We start from the raw sequence: 20,031 nt of genomic DNA, 5'->3' as shown, positions 1-20,031 counted from the left end.
CAAGTGACCACCGGAGGGGGCTCCTTCGGGGACGGTCGGGCGGTCAGCAGCCGCCGCAGTTGTAGAAGGTCACGTCCCAGTGGTTGCCCTCGTCGGCGTAGATGTTGCCCGCGCCGGACTTCCACTGCGGGGAGCCGTCGCCGCGTACGCCGATGTAGGTGAACGTGTTCTTGATGTAGTTCCCGAGGCAGGTGTACTTGCTGAAGTCGAGCTTGTAGCCGTTCCAGTGCGAGTACGTGCCGCTCGCGTGCCCGGTCTCGGTGCCGCCGGTGATGTTGAGGGCGCAGCCGCTGGCGCTCTTGAGGGTCTGGGCGCCCTGGGCGGTGGCGAGGTTGAGCTGCTCGAAGGACGTGCAGGTGGAGTTGTAGCGGTCGGAGCAGCCGCCGGACGAGGACCAGGTGATTCCGGAGTTGCGGAACATCGAGGTCGCGGTGGCGTGGCTGATCTTGGTGACCGCGTGGGCGTCGCCGGCGCCGGTGAGGACGCCGACGCCGGGCGCGAAGAGGGCGCCGAGGACCAGGGCGAGCGCGGTGAGGACGGAGCGGAGCTTCATCGGGGAGTTCTACGCGCGTCCGCCAGAGGGCGTCGGGGCCGCGCGGGTGAACATCTTCCGGAGATGTTGAAACTTGAACGGAATAGGGCTATCGTCATTCTCGTTGAAGCTTCAACAAAGCTTGCAGCGGATCCCCCCGCTCGTACCGACTCGTCCCCCAAGGAGCACGTCATGGGCATCTTCACCCGCAAGAGCAACGACACCGCCACCGCCGTCGCCACCCTCCCCGTCGACCCGGCCCTGGCCGCGCTGACCGGCGACTACACGATCGACCCGGCCCACAGCAGCATCGGCTTCACCGTCCGTCACGCCATGGTCACCAACGTGCGCGGCAGCTTCGCCGAGCACGAGGGCACGCTGTCCCTTGACGGCTCGAACCCGGGCGCGTCCGCCGCCTCCATCGAGGTCAAGATCGCCTCCATCGACACGGGCATCGCCGACCGCGACGGCCACCTGCGCAGCGGTGACTTCTTCGACGCCGAGCAGTTCCCGGTGATGAGCTTCCGCTCGTCGACGGCCGAGCAGCTGGGCGGCGACAAGTACCGGATCACCGGCGACCTGACCATCAAGGACGTCACCAAGCCGCTCTCCATCGACCTGGAGTTCAACGGCACCGCGACCGACGTCTACGGCAACGAGCGCGTCGGCTTCGAGGGCTCCGCCGAGATCCTGCGCTCCGCGTGGGGCCTGACCTGGAACGCGGCCCTGGAGACCGGCGGCGTGATGGTCAGCGACAAGGTCAAGCTGAACTTCGACATCTCCGCGATCAAGAACGCCGCCTGACCCCGGCCCCACCCCGGACGACACACGAGCGCGCCCGCCCTCCGCGACAGCGGAAGGCGGGCGCTCGGCGTTCCCCGGGCCGTTTCAGAGCCCGCGCGCCGCCTCGACGACCGCGGGGACCAGACGGTCGTTCTCGGCCGCGCCCGGGCCCGCCATGAAACCGAAGCGGCGGCGGGTGTAGCTGTACGCGAGGCCGGTCGCCGGGTCGGCGAAGGCCTGGGAGCCGGGGGCGCCGCTGTGGCCGATCGCGGCGGGGGACAGCGCGGGGTACTTGGTGCCGAGGGGGACGAAGCCGAGGCCGAAGACGTTCTCCGCGCCCGTCACCAGATCGGTGCCCGAGGAGTGGACGCGGGCCACCTCGGCGAGTATGTCCGGCTTCAGGAGCGGAGGCCGCCCGTCCAGCTCGCCGGCGACGGCCGCGTACATCCGGGAGAGGCCGCGCGCCGAGCCGACGCCACCGCCGGAGAGCGGTGACCGCGCCCGGACCGTACGGGAATTGGCGTAGCCGACGATGTCGAACGGCGGGTCCGCGTGGAAGTTGAACGCGATGGCCATGAGACTGTCCGGCGCGATCGGGTTCTCCGCCAGGAACGCCTGCTCGGCGGGGGTGGGAAGCATCGGCAGGGCCGTACGGAAGCGGGGTTCGAGCTCCTCGGGCAGGCCCAGGTAGTAGTCGAGCCGGTACGGGGCGCGGACCCGCTCCTCGAAGAGGTCCTGGACCGTCCGGCCGGTGGCCCGCAGGACGACCTCGCCGACCAGGGCGCCGAACACGAGGGCGTGGTAGCCGTGGCCGGTGTCCGGCTCCCAGAAGGGGCGCTGCCCGGCGAGCCGCGCGGCGATGGCCCGGTCGTCGGCGAGTTCGGCCGGGCTGAGGCCGCCGTCGGCACCGATCACGCCGGAACGGTGGGCGAGCAGCTGGCGCAGGGTCAGCGCGCCCTTGCCCTCGGCCGCGAACTCGGGCCACCAGGAGGCGACTTCCCGGTCCAGGTCGAGGGCGCCCTCCTGGACGAGAAGGGCGGTGACGAGGGCCGTGGCGCCCTTGGAGGACGAGTAGAGGCCCAGGAGTGAGTCCCCTTCGACCCCGTCGCCGCCCCAGAGGTCCACGACGAGACGGCCGTGGTGGTGGACGGCGAGCTGCGCTCCCCCGTCACGGGCCTCGCTCGCCACCACCGTGGCGAACTCCTCCCGTACGGACTCGAATCCGGGCTCCACCGTGCCGTGGACGTCACTCATCGCGCTGCTCCCCCATGGTTCGCGGTCGGTCTTGGCCAAGAGAACGATCAGACACGCGCTTCCCTTCCCGTACGGGCGGACTCGCTCCGGCCCCGGAGGGCGCCACGGGAGCTGGTCGCGAAGAGCAGTCCGGCCACGAGGAGCATCACGGTGCCGGTCGCGGCGTGGACGCCGAGCGCGGTGGCGTAGTCGCCCCCGTGGGTGAGGACGGCGGTCGCGTCACCGAAGGGGATGACCGCGAGGAGGAGCATCACCCAGGCCAGCGGGCGGCGTTCGCCGAGCGCGAGGAGGGCGAGGACGATCGCGCCGGTGGCGATGTCGCGGGCCGCCTTGACCACGAAGTATCCGGCGGCGTCGCCTTCGGGCCAGGAGGCCGTGCCGAAGCCGGAGGCGGCGGTGGCGGGGTCCAGCAGGAAGTTGACGCCGAACCAGATGCCGGCGAGACCGATGAGCATGGAGAGGACGGTGGTGACGCGGTGCAGATTCACGGTTTCCCCCGATACAGGATTGCCCTAGCGGCGCTAGGAAGTGATAGCAACGCTAGACGAAGCAACGCTCCATTGTCTAGCAGTGCTAGAAAGTTGTTCGTCCGATCGGCCCGCCCGACGCCCGGAACCGCCGACCGGCGGCGTTGTCAGTGCTGCCCGCTAGCGTCGGCGGCATGGAATTCCGTATCGACAGCGGCGTGTTGACCGATGCCGTGGCCTGGGCCGCGCGCGTCCTGCCGGCCCGCTCCCCCATGCCCGTCCTCGGCGGCCTGCTCCTGGAGGCGGCGGACGGCCGGCTCCGGGTCTCCGGCCTCGACCACGAGGCGTCGGCCCGGGTCGAGGTCGAGGCCGACACGGACGTCGAGGGCCGGGCGCTGGTCCTGGGCCGGCGGCTGCTCGACATCTGCAAGGTGCTCCCCCGGGGCCGCACGGAGCTGGCCGTGGAGGGCGCCCGTCTCTCGGTGACCTCCGGGGACGCCCGCTTCGGTCTCTCCCTGCTGCCGCTCGACGACTACCCCGCACCGCCCGCGCTGCCCGAGGTCCGCGGCCTGGTGGACGGGGACGCGTTCGCGGCGGCGGTCGGGCAGGTCGCGGTGGCGGCGGGCCGGGACGACTCGCTGCCCGTACTGACCGGAATACGGCTCGCCCTGGACGGCACCACCATGACGCTGGCGGCCACCGACCGCTACCGCTACGCCGTCCGCACCCTGGAGTGGAAGCCGGAGGCCGACGCGCCGACGCCGCAGGACGCCGACGTGGTCGTGCCCGCCCGCCGCCTGACCGAGATCGCCCGCTCCCTCGCGGGCACGGGTCCGGCCCGGCTCGCCCTCGACGGCGGCTCGATCGGCTTCGAGAGCGCCGGGCTGCGGACCACCACGCGGCTGCTCGACGGGCGGCTCCCCCGCCACGACAAGCTCTTCGCCCTCGGCGAGCACGCCCTCGCGGCCACCGACCTGGCCCCGCTGACGGAGGCCGTCAAGCGGGTCGCGGTCGTCGCCGAGGGCGACAGCCCGGTGCAGCTGACCTTCACCCCCACCGCGCTCCACCTCCAGGCGGGCTACGAGGACGACGTGGCCTCCCAGCGCCTGCCGGCCGCCTTCACCGGTAGGGACGCGGATCCGGACACCCTGACGGTCGCCTTCAATCCGGGGTACCTCCTGGACGCCCTCACCAGCCTGGACGCCCCTCAGGTCCACTTCCGCCTTCTGGGGCCCGGCCAGCGCGCCCTGCTCACCGACGGGCCCTCGGCGGCCCACCGCCATCTGCTGATGTCGGTGAAGCCGCTGGTCTGAGCCGGGCCGGGGTGCTTAGAAGCCGCCCCCGCCGTCGAACCCTCCGCCGCCGCCGAAGTCCCCGCCGCCGAAGCCGCCCGAGTCGCCGCCGCCGAAGTCGCCCGACCCGAAGTCGCCGGAGCCGAAGTCACCACCGGAGAAGTCGCCGCCGCCGTACTCGGAGGCGTAGGCCGGGGTCGCGAGCATGGAGCCGAGGACGGTGCCCATCAGCAGGCCGGGGAGCATGCCGCCGCCGTAGTAGCCGCCCGCCCAGGGACCGTACGCCGGGCCCGCCTCCCAGTAGGGGCGGCGGACGCCGTCCGCGTCGACCGTGCGGGCCATCGGGTCGAGGCCGTCGTCGAGACGGGCCGCGTCGGCGGCGCAGACCGGGACCTGGCGGGCGGTGCCGCCGGCCGGGGTCCAGGCGCGGTCCTCGGCGGAGGGGCCGTGGCGCGGGTCGAAGAAGCAGGGCGCGCGGCGCTCCGGGAGCGGTCGGGACTCGCGCCGGGCGGAGAGGACGGCGAGCGAGTAGCGCCCGTCCTCCAGCGCCTCGGTGACCGCGCGGACGTCGTGGGGGTGCCCTGCGGAGGCCATCAGGGACTTGGCCTTGTCGTACGCGTCGAGGGCGCGTTCGTAGTCGGCGCGCATGGTGTCGTCGGCTCCGGGCTCCGAGGGACGGAAGTCGAGGCGTTCGAGTTCCTCGCCGAAGGCGGTGATGTCCTCGTCGACGACGACCCGCAGCTTGTCGAGCGCGGCCCGCTCCTCGGCCTCCTTGCGGAGCCGGTTGCGGCGGACGACCGCGTAGGCGCTCGCGCCTCCGGCCGCCACGACGGCGCCGAGGGTGACGAGTCCGGCGACGGGGACGCCTTCGTCGGTGCCGACGGAGCCCCAGGAGGCGGGGGCGGAGCCGCGCAGGGCGGGCAGGGCCTGGTCGACGAAGTCGTTGAGTTCGGTGGCCGCGTCGGCGCCGGGCTGACGTACCGAGGCGGCCAGGTTCTGCGCGGCGGCCGGGGACATCACGGCGGGGTCGGAGCCCGCGTCGAAGCGGTCACCGAGACGTACCGCGTACAACCCCGCGGCGCCTGTCTGGGCGCGCAGGTTGTCGATGAGGCCGTTCGGCGGGAACTGGGCGTTCGCCGGCAGGACGGCCACGAAGAGCGGCTTGTCCGCGTCCTTGATCTTCTGGGCGAGGGCGTCCGCGTCGGTCTTCGACAGCTGGCTGGCGGCGCCCGGGTCGACGTACACCGGGCCCTGTTTCAGGGCGGCGGCCGCGTCGGGTATCCCCGTAGCCCTGGCGCCCGAGGAGGGTGCCAGGGCCAGGAGCATCAGCAGGAGCAGGAGCAGCCCGCCCACGGCCGACAGCATCGGAATCCTCGTCCTCATACCACCTGGAGTACCCCTAAACGGGCATATTCAGACCTTCCGGTCAGACTGTTGTGCGGTCAACTCGCGCCGACCCGGGTGGTGAGGCCCCAGCCGTAGCGGAACTGCGGGTCGTAGCCGTGGTCGCCCGCGTTCAGGGGCAGCTGCTGGGCCGACCTCGGCCAGGTGACCGGGAGGCGTCCGGTGAAGGCCCGCCGGCCGTAGAGCACGTCGGCGACGCCGTCGCCCTCGCTGCCCGGCAGCCAGGAGGCGACCAGCGCGTCGATCCCCGCGAGCCGGTCGCCGACGAGCTGCGGACGTCCGGAGACGACCAGGACCGCGCACCGCATCGCCGCGCAGACCCGGTCGACGGCCTTCTTGTCGTCCGCGGACAGTTCCAGGTCGTGGCCGTTGACGCCGACGTCACCGATCCCTTCCGCGTACGGTGTCTCGCCGACGACGACCACGCCCACGTCGTGCCCGGTGGTCGGCGCCGAGGCGTCCTCGGAGTAGGTGACGTGCGCCCGCGGGTCCGCCCTCCGGATGCCGTCCAGAACGGTGGTGCCCTGGATCTCCCGCCCCCCGGCGCCCTGCCAGCCGACGGTCCAGCCACCTGCCTGGTTGGCCAGGTCGTCCGCGTTGGACCCGGCGACGTACAGCCGCTGCCCGGTGCGCAGCGGCAGCACGCCCCCGCTGTTCTTCAGCAGCACCTGCGACCGGGCGACGGCCTCGCGGGCCGCCGCCCGGTGTTCGGGGGAGCCGATCCCGGCGAGGTGGGTGGTGTCGGCGTACGGCTTCTCGAAGAGGCCGAGGCGGAACTTCTGCTCCAGTACGCGGCCGGCCGCGTCGTCGATCCGGGCGAGGGGGATCCGGCCGGCGGCGACCTCGTCGGCGACGATCCGGCCGAACTCCTTGTACGTGAGCGGGGCCATGTTCATGTCGATGCCGGCGTTGACCGCGTCACGTACGTCGGTGACCGCGTCGCCCGGCATCTGGTCGACGGCCTCCCAGTCGCTGACGACGATCCCCCGGAACCCGAGCTCGCTCTTCAGCAGCCCGCTGATCATCTCGCCGTACGCGTGCATCTTCACCGGCCCGCTGCGCTCGCCGGTCAGGTCGAGCGAAGAGAACGAGGGCATCACGGCGCCCGCCCCGAGTCCGATCGCCCGCCGGAAGGGTGGGATGTGCACCTTCTCCAGCTCGCCCCGGTCGATCCGGGTGACGCCCTGGTCGATGGCGTACGGGGGGCGACCGGAGCCGTAGGCGGTACCGCCGTCCCCGACGAAGTGCTTGGCGGTGGCGAGGACCTTGTCGTTGCGGGCGAGGTCACGGCCGTCGGCGGCGCCCTGGAGGCCCCGTACGGCGACCGCCATGGCCGCCACGAGCTCCGGGTCCTCGCCGAAGGACTCGTACGTACGGCCCCAGCGCACATCCCGCACGACGCACACACAGGGCGCGAAGTTCCAGGCGATCCCGGTCGCCCTCGTCTCCTCGGCGGTGATCGCGGCGAGCCGCTCGACGAGCGCGGGGTCTCGGGTGGCGCCGAGCCCGATGTTGTGGGGCATGACCGTAGCGCCCTTGACGAAGGAGTGGCCGTGCACGGCGTCGGTGGCCAGGAGCAGCGGGATCTGGAGGCGGGTGGCGCGGGCGTACCACTGGTAGGTGTCCGTCACCTTCCGCCAGGCCTCGGGGGTCTGCGCCGGCGAGCCGTCGGCCTCGGCCTCGTAGATCACCGAGCCGAGGGCGTAGGAGGTGATGTCCTCGTGGGCGGCGAGGGCGTTGCGGCCGGCCTGGGTCATCTGGCCGGCCTTCTCGGCGAGCGTCATCCGCCCGAGGAGGTCGGCGACCCGTTCCCGGACGGGGCGCGCCGGGTCGAGGTAGGGCAGTCCGTGCGCGTCCACGACGACCAGCGGGGCGCGCTCGGGCGCGGTGGCACCGGTGACGTCGAGCGTGACCGGCACGGCCTCGGCCGCCTCGGGCACGCGGTCGCGAAGGGTGGCGACCTCAAGGGTGCGCGTGGCCCCTGGTCTGCTTCCGGCGGGGAAGGTCACCGTGCCGGAGGCCGCCCGGTAGTCCCGGCCGGGGGCCGCGGCCCCGGCGCGAGGGGCGCGCGTCGATGCGTCCGTCCGGCCGCCCGGTCCCGCCGCGGTGGCGGGGGCGGCCGCGGCCGTCGTCCAGCCGACCGTCACCGGGTGCGTCAGCGGGCGGGCGGAGTCGACGGTGAGGCGGACGCGGGCCGTGGCCCCCTCGGCCACCGTGGTGACCGGGGCGGCGGTGACGCGTACCGGGTCCGGGGGCCACGTGGTCGAGGATCCGGCCTCCGTCGCCGTGGCTGTGGCAGTCGCGGTGAGGCATCCGGCGAGGACGGCGCCGGATGCGACGGCCGCCGCCATGCCCGTCCGCGCCGCACGGAACGTATGACCATTCATACCGGACATGCTGGGTCGTACCGACCCCGGAGGGTCGGTACGACGCGCGGCTACTCGACGGGGCGACGCTCGGCTGCTCGGCCGGACGACGCGCGCTGCTCGGCGGGACGCCCGGCGGCTACTCGGCGGGGTCTACCCCGGCCCGCAGGACTCCGTACGTGAAGGCGTCCTCCAGGGCCTGCCAGGAGGCGGCGATGACGTTCTCGCCGACGCCGACCGTCGACCACTCGCCGTTGCCGTCGCTGGTGGTGATCAGCACCCGGGTCGTGGACTCGGTGCCGTGGCGGCCCTCCAGGATGCGGACCTTGTAGTCGACCAGCTCGAACTTGGCGAGCTGCGGGTAGATCCGCTCCAGGGCGAGCCGCATCGCGCGGTCGAGCGCGTTGACCGGGCCGTTGCCCTCGGCGGTGGCGACGATCCGCTCGCCCTTGGCCCACAGCTTGACGGTGGCCTCGTTGGCGTGGGTGCCGTCGGGGCGGTCCTCGACGATCGCGCGCCAGGACTCCGTACGGAAGTAGCGGCGGGCCCGGCCCTCGACCTCCTCGCGCAGGAGCAGCTCGAAGGAGGCGTCGGCGGCCTCGTACGTGTAGCCCTGGAGCTCGCGCTCCTTGACCCGCTCGACGACGCGGGCGATGAGCTCGCGGTCACCGCCCAGGTCGACGCCGAGCTCCTTGCCCTTGAGCTCGATGGAGGCGCGCCCGGCCATGTCGGAGACGAGCATCCGCATGGTGTTGCCGACCAGCTCGGGGTCGATGTGCTGGTAGAGGTCCGGGTCGACCTTGATCGCGGAGGCGTGGAGTCCGGCCTTGTGGGCGAAGGCGGAGACGCCGACGTAGGGCTGGTGGGTGGAGGGCGTCAGGTTGACGACCTCGGCGATGGCGTGCGAGATCCGGGTCATCTCGGCGAGGGCGCCGTCTGGCAGCACCTTCTTGCCGTACTTGAGTTCCAGGGCCGCGACGACGGGGAAGAGGTTGGCGTTGCCGACCCGCTCGCCGTAGCCGTTGGCGGTGCACTGGACGTGGGTGGCGCCGGCGTCGACGGCGGCGAGGGTGTTGGCGACGGCGCAGCCGGTGTCGTCCTGGGCGTGGATGCCGAGGCGGGCGCCGGTGTCGGCGAGGACGGTGGCGACGACGGCCTGGACCTGGGCCGGGAGCATGCCGCCGTTGGTGTCGCAGAGGATGACGACGTCGGCGCCGGCCTCGTGCGCGGCGCGGACGACGGCCTTGGCGTAGTCGGGGTTGGCCTTGTAGCCGTCGAAGAAGTGCTCACAGTCGACGAAGACGCGGCGGCCCTGGGAGCACAGGTGGGCGACGGTGTCGCGGACCATCTCCAGGTTCTCGTCGAGGGTGGTCCGCAGGGCCAGTTCGACGTGCCGGTCGTGGGACTTGGCGACGAGGGTGACGACCGGGGCGCCGGAGTCCAGGAGGGCCTTGACCTGCGGGTCCTCGGCGGCCTTGCCGCCGGCCCTGCGGGTGGCGCCGAAGGCCACGAGCTGCGCGTTCTTGAACGCGATCTCCTGGGTGGCGCGGGCGAAGAACTCCGTGTCGCGCGGGTTGGCGCCGGGCCAGCCGCCCTCGATGAAGCCCACACCGAACTCGTCGAGGTGCCGGGCGATGGTCAGCTTGTCCGCGACGGTGAGGTTGATGCCTTCACGCTGCGCCCCGTCGCGCAGTGTCGTGTCGAAGACATGGAAGCTGTCGTCGACGTGGCTGTCGCCGAGGCGCGAGCTCTCGCCGTTCTCCGTGGTCATGACTGTGATGGCTCCTGTCGGATGTGGCTCCGGAAGGTCTGGATCCACTTGCCCCCATTCTCACGCGTCGTCCGCTTCCGGCATGGGTGGGGCCGGAAAACGAAAAAACCCCTCGCGGGTGCGAGAGGTCTGCGCGCGGGTCTGAGGCACGGTGTCCACTGCCGCGGGGGTCGTGCCGCGGTTCAGTGGCCACTGCGGACCGGCGCGCTGCTGCCGATAATCATCGTGGTAGCAAGCACGCCGGAAGTCTGACACAGGTGGAACGCGGGCGGGACGCCGGTCTCACGATACGGGCAGCTGGTCCCGCTTCTGCCCCGGCACGGCGGCCTCGCCCGTCCCGACCCGGCCCAGGTCGATGTCCCGGGTCTCCCGCATCGTGAGGTAGACGACCAGGGAGACGGCCGCGCAGCCCGCCACGTACCAGAAGAAGCCCGACTCGATGCCGGCGTCCTTGAACCAGAGGGCCACGTACTCGGCGGTGCCGCCGAAGAGGGCGTTGGCGATCGCGTACGGCAGGGCGACGCCGAGGGCGCGGATGCCGGTGGGGAAGAGCTCGGCCTTCACGCAGGCGTTGATGGAGGTGTAGCCGGTGATGACGACGAGCGCGAGGAGGGAGAGGCCGAGGGCCGGCCAGAAGGAGCCCGCGTGCTTCAGCATCGTCATGATCGGCACGGTGAGGAGGGTGGAGCCGACCGCGAAGGTGATCAGCAGCGGTCGGCGGCCGATCCGGTCCGAGAGGCGCCCGGCCAGCGGCTGGAGGCAGGCGAAGACGATCAGGGCGCAGAAGGAGACCAGGGTCGCGGTCTGCTTGGGCAGCCCGGCGGAGTTGGACAGGTACTTGGTGAGGTAGGTGGTGTACGTGTAGTACGCCACGGTCCCGCCCATGGTGAGCGCGATGACGAGGAAGGCCTCGCGCCTGTGCGCCCAGAGGGCCTTGAGGGTGCCCTTCTGGTCGCCCGCGACGCCGGCGTCGGCGCTCTCCTCGTACACCTCGGTCTCCAGCATGGTGCGGCGGAGGTAGAAGACGACGGCCGCGCCGAGGGCGCCGATGACGAAGGGGATGCGCCAGCCCCAGCTGTGCAGGGCCTCGCTGGACAGGGTCTGCTGGAGGATGAGCAGCAGGCCGAGGCCCAGGATCTGGCCCGCGGTCATCGACACGTACTGGAAGCTGGAGGCGAAGCCGCGGTGCTTCGGGTCCGAGGCCTCGGTGAGGTAGGTGGCGCTGGCGGCGTACTCGCCGCCGACGGAGAGGCCCTGGAGCAGGCGGGCGACCAGGAGGACGGCGGCGCCGCCGTAGCCGGCGACGGAGTAGGTGGGCGCGACCGCGATGAGGAGGGCGGAGGCGGACATCAGGGTGACGGTGAGGGTGAGGGCCGCCTTGCGCCCCCTGCGGTCACCGACCCGGCCGAGGAGCCAGCCGCCGACGGGCCGCATGAAGAAACCGACCGCGAAGATGCCGGCGGTGTTCATGAGTCTGGCGGTGTCGTTGCTCTCGGGGAAGAACGCTCCCGCGAAGTAGGTGGCGAAGCTCGCGTACACGAACCAGTCGAACCACTCGACCATGTTGCCCGCGGATCCGACCCAGATCTTCTTCCACTGATCTCGTCCCATGGTCCAAAACCGTGCCGGAGATCACGCGCCCGCAACAAGGCCGCAGCCCACAACGATCAGGTCTACTTGCGTGCGTTACGGTCGCGGCACCAGATCCTGGTCGATGAACTCCCTTACGTGGCGCAGGACTTGCTCTCTTCCCGTGCCCGGGATGCCGACGGCGACGTGCACGCTGAAGCCGTCGAGCAGGGCGCGCATCCGGGTGGCGAACCGGTCCGGGTCGACCGCCCGGAACTCGCCCCGCGAGACGCCCTCGGCGAGGATCGCGACGAGGTCCCGGTGCCAGGCCCCCTCGATGGCGGCCTGGCGCGCGCGGGCGTCGTCGTCGGCGTTCTGCGACCGGTTCCAGACCTCCAGCCAGAGGGTCCAGTGCGGGTCGCGCGGCCCGTCGGGCACGTACACGTCGACGTAGCCGTCGAGCCGCTCGCGCACGCTCCCCGGCCGGGAGAGCAGCGCGCTGCGCTCGGCCCCGAGGCGCCCCTCGCTCCACTCCAGGGTCTGGAGCAGCAGCTCGTCCTTGGTGCGGAAGTAGTAGAGCAGGTGCCCGCTGCTCATCCCCACCTGCCGCCCGAGCCCGGCCATGGTGAGCCCGTCGAGCCCGCGCTCGGCGATGGTGTCCATGGCCGCGGCGAGAAGCTCCTCGCGGGGCGGTGCGGCCTGGTTGCGGCGGCGGGGATGGGGCGGCGGGCTGCTGCTCTGACTCACTCGTACGTTCTACCGCATGCCCGGCGGGCTCAGACCTTCGGCTGCTGCTGGGTGATGCAGTGGATGCCGCCGCCGCCCGCGAAGATCGTCCGGGCGTCGACGAGGACGACCTCGCGCTCCGGGAAGAGGCGGCGGAAGATCTCGGCCGCCAGTTCGTCGTGGGGGTCGTCGAAGGCGCAGAGGACCACGCCGTCGTTGCACAGGTAGTGGTTGATGTACGAGTAGTCGACCCAGTCGCCCCCCTCGTCCTTGAGGACGGTGGGGGCCGGGATCTCGACGACCTCCAGGGGGCGGCCCTGCGCGTCGGTCTGGCCGCGCAGGATGTTCACGTACATCCGGGACCGCTCGTAGTCGGGGTGGGCCGGGTTCTGCTGGCTGTGGACGAGGACCGTGCCGGGGCGGGCGAAGGCGGCGACGATGTCGACGTGGCCCTGGGTGCCGAAGAGGCCGTAGTCGCCGGAGAGGCCGTTGGGGAGCCAGATCGCCTTGGTGGTGCCGAGCTTGGCGTGGATCTCGTTCTCGACCTGCTCGCGGGTCCACTCGGGGTTGCGGCCCGAGCCGAGCTGCACGGTGTCGGTGAGCAGGACGGTGCCCTCGCCGTCGACGTGGATCGCGCCGCCCTCGTTGACGAGGGAGGAGGCGAGTACGGGGACCTGCGCGAGGTCGGCGACATGGCGGGCGATCTTGGAGTCGTGCTCCCAGCGGGCCCAGTCCTGGGCGCCCCAGCCGTTGAACACCCAGTCCACGGCGGCCAGTTCGGTTCCGTTCGTGACGAACGTCGGGCCGATGTCCCGCATCCAGGCGTCGTCGAGGTCCCGCTCGACGAGCTCGATCTCCGGGCCGAGCAGCGCGGCGGCCGACGCGGCGTCGCCGGGGGCGACCACCATCGTCACCGGCTCGAAGCGGCGTACGGCGCGGGCCACCGACGCCCAGGCGGCGCGGGCCTCGGCGAGTTCGTCCGCGTTGGTGAAGGTGGGGTTGGTGCTGGGCCAGGCCATCCAGGTGCGCTCGTGCGGCATCCACTCGGCGGGCATGCGGTAGCTCATCGACAGGTCCTTAAGCGGGGTCAGAGGAAGTAGAGGCGGTTGAGGGAGACGGACTCGACCGCCTCGGAGCGGATCGGGGAGCCGTCGAGCGAGACGAGTCCCGTGCGGTCGTCGACCTGGACGTCTCCGACCCGGGAGTTGAGCAGCAGGTCGGCGGGGCCGATCCCGCGCGTGCCGCGCACGGGGACGCGGCGGCGCCGGGTGGGCATCCTGTCGGCGCCGAGGTCGACGGCGGCCTGGGCGACGAACGCGACCGAGAGGTCGGCCGCGGTGGCGCCGTGCGCGCCGAACAGCGGTCCGAGGACGAGCGGTTCGCAGGTGTCCGTGGCGGCGTTCGGATCGCCCACGACCCCCCACGCGGGGAAGCCGGACTTGAGCACCAGCTGCGGCTTGGCTCCGAAGAACTCCGGCCGCCACAGCACGATGTCGGCCAGCTTCCCGACCTCGATCGAGCCGATCTCGTGGGCGAGGCCGTGGGCGATCGCCGGGTTGATGGTGAGCTTGGCCAGGTAGCGGAGCACGCGCGCGTTGTCGTCGTGCGGGCCGTCGCCCTCCATGGGGCCCAGCTCGGCCTTCATCTTCCCGGCCATGGCGAAGGTCCGGCGTACGGTCTCGCCGGCCCTTCCCATCCCCTGCGCGTCGGATGAGGTGATGCCGATCGCGCCGAGGTCGTGCAGGACGTCCTCCGCGCCCATCGTCCCGGCCCGGATCCGGTCGCGCGCCATGGCGGCGTCGCCGGGGAGGTCGGTCTTCAGGTCGTGGACGGAGACGATCATCCCGTAGTGCTCGGCGACCGCGTCGCGGCCGAAGGGCAGCGTGGGGTTGGTGGAGGAGCCGATGACGTTCGGCACGCCCGCCATCTTCAGGACGTTGGGGACGTGTCCGCCGCCGCAGCCCTCGATGTGGAAGGCGTGGATCGTACGGCCGTCGAGGACGCGGAGGGTGTCCTCCACGGACAGGCACTCGTTGAGGCCGTCGCTGTGCAGGGCGACCTGCACGTCGTGGCCCTCGGCCACCCGCAGCGCGGTGTCCAGGGCGCGGGTATGGGCGCCCATGTCCTCGTGGACCTTGAAGCCGGACGCGCCGCCCTCCGCGAGCGCCTCGACCAGCGGCGCCGGGTCCGAGGAGGAGCCGCGGGCGAGGAAGCCGATGTTGACCGGCCAGGCGTCGAAGGCGTTGAACGCGTGCCGCAGGGCCCACGGGGAGTTGACGCCGACGCCCCAGACCGGGCCGAACTCCTGCCCGATGACCGTGGTGACGCCGCTCGCGAGCGAGGCCTCCATGATCCGGGGGGAGAGCAGGTGGACATGGGTGTCGACGGCTCCGGCGGTGGCGATGAGGCCCTCGCCGGAGACGATGGAGGTGCCGGTGCCGACGACGACGTCGACGCCGTCGAGGGTGTCGGGGTTGCCGGCCCGCCCGATGGCGTGGATCCGGCCCTCGCGGATGCCGATCGACACCTTCCTGATGCCGAGGACGGCGTCGAGCACGAGGACGTTGCTGATGACGACGTCGCAGGTCTCGCGGACGGCGGCGGCCTTGAGGTGGAGGCCGTCGCGGGCGGTCTTGCCGAAGCCGGCGAGGAACTCGTCGCCGGGCCGCTGGGAGTCCGACTCGACCCGGACGACGAGCCCGGAGTCGCCCAGGACGACACGGTCGCCGGCGCGCGGGCCGTGCACGGATGCGTACTCGTACGGGTCCATCAGACGTCGTCTCCGTTCTCGGTGCCCAGGTAGCCGCAGGCCGCCGCGCGCCGCAGGGCCTCTTCCTTCGCGCCGGGCGCGTCCAGCGGGCCGTCGACCAGGCCCGCGAAGCCGATGGCGACGCGGGCGCCGCCGATCGGTACGAGCGGGACCTCGGCCTCGCCGCCCGGGTCGAAGCGGAAGGAGGCGCCGGCCGGGATGGCGAGCCGCATGCCGTAGGAGGCGGCCCGGTCGAAGTCGAGGCGCGGGTTGGCTTCGAAGAAGTGGAAGTGGGAGGTGACGCTGACCGGGACGGTGGCCGTGTTCCGTACCGGGAGGGTGAGCGCCGGCTCGGTCTCCGGGTGTCCGGGGCCGGGAAGCAGCGCGCCGGGCGCCGCCGGGCCGAGGCCGCCGCCGCCGATCGGGTCGGAGACGACCGCGAGCCGTGAGCCGTCGTCGAAGACGGCTTCGACATGGACCTCGGTGACCACGTCGGCGACGCCGGGAAGGACGTCGTCGGGGCCGAGGACCGAGCGGGCGGCCTCGATCGCCTCGGCGAGTCGCCTGCCGTCGCGGGCCGCCTCGCAGACCGTGTCCGCGATGAGCGCGGTCGCCTCGGGGACATTGAGCCGCAGGCCCCTGGCCCGGCGGGCACGGGCGAGCTCGGCGGCACCGAAGAGCAGCAGCCGGTCGCGTTCCGTGGGGGTCAGTCGCACGTCCGAAACACCTCCTGTTTGAGTGACACTCTAAATGTTGAGACGCAGGGATCCAAGCATTGACTCGCCAGCAAGGGTCAGGTCACATTGAGTGTCACTCTAAATTGTCACCCTCCACCCCGCCGCTCCCTTCCCCAGGAGTCCCCATGCCGATAGAACAGCGCGGAGTCGACACCGTCCCCGAGGCAGAACGCACCAGCGGCCCCCGCGATCTCGTCTCGATCCTGCTCGGATCCAACCTCTGCCTGGGGGTGATCGTCTTCGGCTGGCTCCCCGCCTCCTTCGGCCTCGGCCTCTGGGCCTCGGTCACCTCCGTCGTCGCCGGAACCCTCGTGGGCGTCGCCGTCACCGCCCCGCTCGCGCTCGTCTCGCTCCGTACCGCGACCAACCTCTCCACCTCCTCCGGCGCCTTCTTCGGCGTCCGGGGCCGGCTCGTCGGCTCCGTGGTCGGACTGCTGCTCTCGCTCGGCTACACCGCGCTGACCCTCTGGATCGGCGGCGACGTGATGGTGGGCACGCTCGCCAGGCTCACCGGCCTGCCGACCGGCGACGCCACCCACGCCGTCGTGTACGCGCTGCTCGCCGCCTGCACGGTGGTCGGCGCGGTGTACGGCTACCGGCTGCTGCTCAAGCTGAGCAAGGCCCTCGCCGTCGGCATGACCGCGCTCCTCGCCCTCGGAGTCGTCGCCTACGCCGGTGACTTCACGACGGCGGCGGTGGCGGACACCCCGTACCTGCTCGGCTCGTTCTGGCCCACCTGGCTGCTCTCCGCCGTCGCGGCCGGCCTCAGCGGCCCGGTCGCCTTCATCACGCTGCTCGGCGACTACACCCGGTACGTCTCCCCCGAGCGGCACAGCTCCCGCACGGTCCTGCGGGCCACCTGTCTCGGCCTGGTCGTCGGCCTCCTGATCCCCCAGCTCTTCGGTACGTTCACGGCGCTCGCCGCCCGCGGATCGCTCGACTACGCGGGGCCGCTCGTCGCCGCCTCCCCCGTCTGGTACCTGGTCCCGCTGCTCATCGCGGCCACCGCGGGCTCCGTCGGCAACGCCGGCCTGATGCTGTACTCGATGGGGCTCGACCTGGACGCCATCCTGCCGAAGGCCACCCGGGCCCGCGCCACCCTGGTGGTCGCGGCGGTCGCCACCGGCTTCGTCTTCCTCGGCCACTTCGCCTCGGACGCGCAGACCGCGATGACCTCGTTCGTCCTGCTGCTCACCGCGATCGGCACCCCGTGGGCGGTGATCACCCTGATCGGGCACGCGCGCTGCGGGGGTGCGTACGACCCGGAGGCGCTCCAGGTCTACAACCGCCGTGCGCGCGGCGGGATCTACTGGTTCTCGGCGGGCTGGCACCCGCGCGCCACCGCCTCCTGGGCGATCGGCGCGGCGGCCGGCCTGGCCTCGGTGTCGACGCCCCTCTACGAGGGGCCGCTGCTCGCCCTGACGGGCGGGATCGACTGCAGCTTCGTGGTGTCGGGGATCGTGGGCGGCGCGCTGTACGCCGTACTGACGCCGAACAGGGCTCCCGCGACCGTCACTGCGACGGCCCCGGAAGCCCTGGCGGCTACGGAGTAGCGATCAGCCCAGCTCGTGCATCCAGCCGTGGACGTCCGCGGACTTGCCCGTCTGGATGGCGAGCAGCGCCTCGCGCAGCTTCATCGTGACCTCGCCGGGCTCGCCGCCCGACTGCTGCCACTCGCCCCGCTCGGACTTGACCGTGCCGACCGGGGTGATCACGGCGGCGGTGCCGCAGGCGAAGACCTCGGTCAGGGTGCCGTTCGCGCTGTCGGCCTGCCACTGGTCGATGGAGACGCGGCCCTCCTCCGGCTCCAGACCGAGGTCCGCGGCGAGCTTGAGCAGCGAGTCACGGGTGATGCCGGCGAGCAGCGAACCGGTGAGGGTGGGGGTGACGAGCTTGTTGCCGTACACGAAGTACAGGTTCATGCCGCCGAGTTCCTCGACCCACTTGTGCTCCACGGCGTCGAGGTAGGCGACCTGGTCGCAGCCCTTCGCCGCCGCCTCGGCCTGCGCGAGCAGGGAGGCCGCGTAGTTGCCGCCGGTCTTGGCGTCGCCGACGCCGCCGGGGACGGCGCGGACGCGGTTCTCCGAGAGCCAGATGGAGACGGGCTTCACGCCACCGGGGAAGTACGGTCCTGCCGGGGAGGCGATGACCACGAAGAGGTACTCGTTGGCCGGGCGGACGCCGAGACCGACCTCGGTCGCGATCATGAACGGGCGCAGGTAGAGCGAGGCCTCGCCGCCGTGCGCCGGGACCCACGCCTTGTCCTGCCGGACGAGGGCGTCACAGGCCTCGACGAAGGTCTCGACGGGCAGTTCCGGCATGGCCAGGCGGTGGGCCGAGGCCTGGAAGCGGCGGGCGTTGGCGTCCGGGCGGAAGCTGGCGACCGAGCCGTCGGGGCGGCGGTAGGCCTTGAGGCCCTCGAAGATCTCCTGCGCGTAGTGCAGGACGTTCGTGGCCGGATCCAGGTGCAGCGGGCCGTACGGCACGAGCTGACCGTCATGCCACCCACGGCCTTCGGTCCACCGGATGGTGACCATGTGGTCGGTGAAGTGGCGGCCGAATCCGGGGTTGGCCAGGATCGCCTCGCGCTCCGCGTCGGACAGCGGGCTGGAGGAGGGCTTGAGCTCGATCGTGGGCGTCGTCATGAGTGCGTGTCCTTCACCGGTTGTGTGTGTAGGACCGCGTCACGCCTCCGTCATCGACCGAAGTCCATGACCGTGTGGACGTCCGAGCATGCCCGTATGCCACGGCCCCACGTCCGATTATCGCTCGCGGGGACCGGTGTACGAAACGGGTGAACGCGGTCCAGGGTTCGATGGTGGCACCCTGCGGCCGCACAGGTACAGCCGCCGGGTGCAGGTTTGCGACCCGGCGGCTGCTGTCAGAAGTCAGTCGGCGCGGGTCAGCTCGCTACTCGCGCGGCGAGCGCGTCGCCGATCTCGTCCGTCGTGCGGACGGCGTCGCCACGCTCGGTGAGGTCGGCCGCGACGGCCTTCTCGACCCGGGCGGCCTCGGTCTCGTAGCCGAGGTGGCGCAGCAGGAGGGCGACGGAGAGGACGGTGGCCGTGGGGTCGGCCTTGCCCTGGCCCGCGATGTCCGGCGCGGAGCCGTGGACCGGCTCGAACATGGACGGGAACTCGCCGCTCGGGTTGATGTTGCCGGAGGCGGCGACGCCGATGCCGCCGGAGACGGCCGCGGCGAGGTCGGTGATGATGTCGCCGAAGAGGTTGTCGGTGACGATCACGTCGAAGCGGGCCGGGTCGGTGACGAGGAAGATCGTCGCGGCGTCGACGTGCAGGTAGTCGGTGGTGACCTCGGGGAACTCCTGGGCCACCCGGTTGAAGATGTCCGTCCAGAGGTGGCCGGCGAAGGTCAGCACGTTGTTCTTGTGGACCAGCGTCAGCTTCTTGCGCGGGCGGGCCTGGGCGCGGGCGAAGGCGTCCCTGACGACCCGCTCGACACCGAAGGCGGTGTTGACCGAGACCTCGGTGGCGACCTCGTGCGGGGTGCCCTTGCGGATGGTGCCGCCGTTGCCGGTGTACGGGCCCTCGGTGCCCTCGCGGACCACGACGAAGTCGATCTCGGGCTGCCCGGCGAGCGGGGTGGCGACGCCGGGGAGCAGCTTCGAGGGACGCAGGTTCACGTGGTGGTCGAAGGCGAAGCGGAGCTTCAGGAGGAAGCCGCGCTCCAGGACGCCGGAGGGCACCGACGGGTCGCCGATGGCGCCCAGCAGGATGGCGTCGTGCTTCTTGAGGGAGTCGAGGTCGGCGTCGGTGAGGGTCTCACCGGTGGCGTGGTAGCGCTTGGCGCCGAAGTCGTACTCCTCGGTCTCCAGCTTCACGTCCTGGGGAAGGACGGCCGAGAGGATCTTGAGGCCCTGGGCCACGACCTCCTGGCCGATGCCGTCGCCGGGAATGACTGCGAGATTGATGCTGTGAGACATGTCGGCACCCTACTCTTCGTCCCATCGTCTGACACGCTCCGTCCACCATGTGGACGAACCGCCATGTCGGACGGGTTGCGTCTCAGTGCCCGGTGGAGCCACCGTTGTCACGGCGGTCGAGGGCTCGCTGGAGGGCGGCGGCGGCGTTCTGGCGGGCCTCGTCGCTGGGGCGGTGGGCGGAGTGGCGGACGCGGGGGGCGGTCTGAGCGGCCATGGGGGATCGACTCCTCGAGATCAGTGGTGATCGAAGGCGCCGGAAGGGGCGGGGAGCACGGCCACAGGGGTTGCCTGTTCGGGGCGTCGCGCTCTCGTCCGCCCTGCGCTCGATGGAGCGGGACGTTCGGCTCCTACAAAGCTAGGACAGGAACGCGCTTCTGTCTCACAATTACTCGGACTTCCTACTATCTGAGACGACCCCGAGGTGGGGCGCTGTCACGG

General features: G+C 71.9%; 17 protein-coding genes. 3 read left to right on the top strand and 14 right to left on the bottom strand.

Annotation, left to right across the window (positions count from 1 at the left end):
- Positions 1 to 43: 43 nt before the first annotated feature.
- Positions 44 to 553, bottom strand: coding sequence for a hypothetical protein (locus ACIA8N_RS09590; RefSeq protein WP_365780446.1), 510 nt, complete (start codon positions 551 to 553; stop codon positions 44 to 46).
- Between the two features lie 171 nt (positions 554 to 724).
- Here ACIA8N_RS09590 and ACIA8N_RS09585 point away from each other — a divergent pair, with 171 nt between their 5' ends.
- On the top strand, positions 725 to 1,336 hold the full coding sequence (locus tag ACIA8N_RS09585; RefSeq protein ID WP_365780445.1) for a YceI family protein: 612 nt from the start codon (positions 725 to 727) through the stop codon (positions 1,334 to 1,336).
- Between the two features lie 84 nt (positions 1,337 to 1,420).
- On the opposite strand, the gene ACIA8N_RS09580 is transcribed toward ACIA8N_RS09585, so the two are convergent.
- The gene (locus ACIA8N_RS09580; RefSeq protein WP_365780444.1) at positions 1,421 to 2,569 is read right to left on the bottom strand and encodes a serine hydrolase domain-containing protein; all 1,149 of its coding nucleotides are present in this window, start codon (positions 2,567 to 2,569) and stop codon (positions 1,421 to 1,423) included.
- A gap of 47 nt (positions 2,570 to 2,616) precedes the next feature.
- A complete protein-coding gene (locus ACIA8N_RS09575; RefSeq protein ID WP_365780443.1) occupies positions 2,617 to 3,057 on the bottom strand; it encodes a DUF4267 domain-containing protein in 441 nt (146 codons plus the stop codon).
- 173 nt (positions 3,058 to 3,230) lie between these two features.
- Here ACIA8N_RS09575 and dnaN point away from each other — a divergent pair, with 173 nt between their 5' ends.
- Positions 3,231 to 4,349: a DNA polymerase III subunit beta gene (gene dnaN / locus ACIA8N_RS09570; RefSeq protein ID WP_365780442.1), complete on the top strand. Its 1,119-nt coding sequence runs from the start codon at positions 3,231 to 3,233 to the stop codon at positions 4,347 to 4,349.
- Positions 4,350 to 4,364: 15 nt separating this feature from the next.
- On the opposite strand, the gene ACIA8N_RS09565 is transcribed toward dnaN, so the two are convergent.
- The 8 genes from ACIA8N_RS09565 to ureA form a co-directional block, all read right to left on the bottom strand.
- The gene (locus ACIA8N_RS09565) at positions 4,365 to 5,711 is read right to left on the bottom strand and encodes a hypothetical protein (RefSeq protein ID WP_365780441.1); all 1,347 of its coding nucleotides are present in this window, start codon (positions 5,709 to 5,711) and stop codon (positions 4,365 to 4,367) included.
- Positions 5,712 to 5,770: 59 nt separating this feature from the next.
- A complete protein-coding gene (locus tag ACIA8N_RS09560) occupies positions 5,771 to 8,119 on the bottom strand; it encodes a glycoside hydrolase family 3 protein (protein ID WP_365780440.1) in 2,349 nt (782 codons plus the stop codon).
- A gap of 118 nt (positions 8,120 to 8,237) precedes the next feature.
- Positions 8,238 to 9,869, bottom strand: a complete 1,632-nt coding sequence (gene cimA / locus ACIA8N_RS09555) for a citramalate synthase (RefSeq protein WP_365780439.1) — start codon at positions 9,867 to 9,869, stop codon at positions 8,238 to 8,240.
- Positions 9,870 to 10,151: 282 nt separating this feature from the next.
- On the bottom strand, positions 10,152 to 11,480 hold the full coding sequence (locus ACIA8N_RS09550) for an MFS transporter (RefSeq protein ID WP_365780438.1): 1,329 nt from the start codon (positions 11,478 to 11,480) through the stop codon (positions 10,152 to 10,154).
- A 75-nt stretch (positions 11,481 to 11,555) separates the two neighbouring features.
- Positions 11,556 to 12,185 carry a TetR/AcrR family transcriptional regulator gene (locus tag ACIA8N_RS09545; protein WP_365780437.1) on the bottom strand — a complete coding sequence of 210 codons (630 nt, stop codon included), beginning with the start codon at positions 12,183 to 12,185 and terminating at the stop codon, positions 11,556 to 11,558.
- Positions 12,186 to 12,214: 29 nt separating this feature from the next.
- Complete coding sequence (locus ACIA8N_RS09540; RefSeq protein ID WP_365780436.1) at positions 12,215 to 13,231, bottom strand: agmatine deiminase family protein; 1,017 nt, start codon at positions 13,229 to 13,231, stop codon at positions 12,215 to 12,217.
- A gap of 20 nt (positions 13,232 to 13,251) precedes the next feature.
- Entirely contained in the window at positions 13,252 to 14,934 is a 1,683-nt protein-coding gene (locus tag ACIA8N_RS09535) for an urease subunit alpha (RefSeq protein ID WP_365780435.1), read from the bottom strand.
- Positions 14,934 to 15,629 (bottom strand): urease subunit gamma, encoded by a 696-nt coding sequence (gene ureA / locus ACIA8N_RS09530; RefSeq protein WP_365780434.1) that lies wholly within the window; start codon positions 15,627 to 15,629, stop codon positions 14,934 to 14,936. Before ureA ends, ACIA8N_RS09535 begins: the two co-directional genes overlap by 1 nt.
- 146 nt (positions 15,630 to 15,775) lie before the next feature.
- Between ureA and ACIA8N_RS09525 the strand changes: the two genes are divergently transcribed.
- Positions 15,776 to 17,203: a cytosine permease gene (locus ACIA8N_RS09525; RefSeq protein ID WP_365780433.1), complete on the top strand. Its 1,428-nt coding sequence runs from the start codon at positions 15,776 to 15,778 to the stop codon at positions 17,201 to 17,203.
- Between the two features lie 3 nt (positions 17,204 to 17,206).
- Here the strand turns inward: ACIA8N_RS09525 and ACIA8N_RS09520 are convergent, their stop codons facing one another.
- The 3 genes from ACIA8N_RS09520 to ACIA8N_RS09510 all read right to left on the bottom strand — a co-directional run bounded on the left by ACIA8N_RS09520 (position 17,207) and on the right by ACIA8N_RS09510 (position 19,807).
- On the bottom strand, positions 17,207 to 18,295 hold the full coding sequence (locus tag ACIA8N_RS09520; protein WP_365780432.1) for a branched-chain amino acid aminotransferase: 1,089 nt from the start codon (positions 18,293 to 18,295) through the stop codon (positions 17,207 to 17,209).
- A gap of 257 nt (positions 18,296 to 18,552) precedes the next feature.
- Positions 18,553 to 19,593: a 3-isopropylmalate dehydrogenase gene (locus ACIA8N_RS09515; RefSeq protein ID WP_365780431.1), complete on the bottom strand. Its 1,041-nt coding sequence runs from the start codon at positions 19,591 to 19,593 to the stop codon at positions 18,553 to 18,555.
- A gap of 82 nt (positions 19,594 to 19,675) precedes the next feature.
- Positions 19,676 to 19,807: a hypothetical protein gene (locus tag ACIA8N_RS09510; RefSeq protein WP_281181669.1), complete on the bottom strand. Its 132-nt coding sequence runs from the start codon at positions 19,805 to 19,807 to the stop codon at positions 19,676 to 19,678.
- Between the last annotated feature and the right edge of the window lie 224 nt (positions 19,808 to 20,031).

Source organism: Streptomyces sp. NPDC051822 (genome assembly GCF_044452745.1).
Classification (GTDB): Bacteria; Actinomycetota; Actinomycetes; order Streptomycetales; family Streptomycetaceae; genus Streptomyces.
Note: the sequence above shows the minus strand (reverse complement) of the source record. Positions and strands in the feature narration are given on the sequence as shown.

Bases quoted from the DNA above. Each gene is read 5' to 3' on its own strand.
- ACIA8N_RS09590 (WP_365780446.1), bottom strand. From the start codon at position 553: ATGAAGCTCCGCTCCGTCCTCACCGCGCTCGCCCTGGTCCTCGGCGCC.
- ACIA8N_RS09585 (WP_365780445.1), top strand. From the start codon at position 725: ATGGGCATCTTCACCCGCAAGAGCAACGACACCGCCACCGCCGTCGCC.
- ACIA8N_RS09580 (WP_365780444.1), bottom strand. From the start codon at position 2,569: ATGAGTGACGTCCACGGCACGGTGGAGCCCGGATTCGAGTCCGTACGG.
- dnaN (WP_365780442.1), top strand. From the start codon at position 3,231: ATGGAATTCCGTATCGACAGCGGCGTGTTGACCGATGCCGTGGCCTGG.
- ACIA8N_RS09565 (WP_365780441.1), bottom strand. From the start codon at position 5,711: ATGAGGACGAGGATTCCGATGCTGTCGGCCGTGGGCGGGCTGCTCCTG.
- ACIA8N_RS09560 (WP_365780440.1), bottom strand. From the start codon at position 8,119: ATGAATGGTCATACGTTCCGTGCGGCGCGGACGGGCATGGCGGCGGCC.
- cimA (WP_365780439.1), bottom strand. From the start codon at position 9,869: ATGACCACGGAGAACGGCGAGAGCTCGCGCCTCGGCGACAGCCACGTC.
- ACIA8N_RS09550 (WP_365780438.1), bottom strand. From the start codon at position 11,480: ATGGGACGAGATCAGTGGAAGAAGATCTGGGTCGGATCCGCGGGCAAC.
- ACIA8N_RS09540 (WP_365780436.1), bottom strand. From the start codon at position 13,231: ATGAGCTACCGCATGCCCGCCGAGTGGATGCCGCACGAGCGCACCTGG.
- ACIA8N_RS09535 (WP_365780435.1), bottom strand. From the start codon at position 14,934: ATGGACCCGTACGAGTACGCATCCGTGCACGGCCCGCGCGCCGGCGAC.
- ACIA8N_RS09525 (WP_365780433.1), top strand. From the start codon at position 15,776: ATGCCGATAGAACAGCGCGGAGTCGACACCGTCCCCGAGGCAGAACGC.
- ACIA8N_RS09520 (WP_365780432.1), bottom strand. From the start codon at position 18,295: ATGACGACGCCCACGATCGAGCTCAAGCCCTCCTCCAGCCCGCTGTCC.
- ACIA8N_RS09515 (WP_365780431.1), bottom strand. From the start codon at position 19,593: ATGTCTCACAGCATCAATCTCGCAGTCATTCCCGGCGACGGCATCGGC.
- ACIA8N_RS09510 (WP_281181669.1), bottom strand. From the start codon at position 19,807: ATGGCCGCTCAGACCGCCCCCCGCGTCCGCCACTCCGCCCACCGCCCC.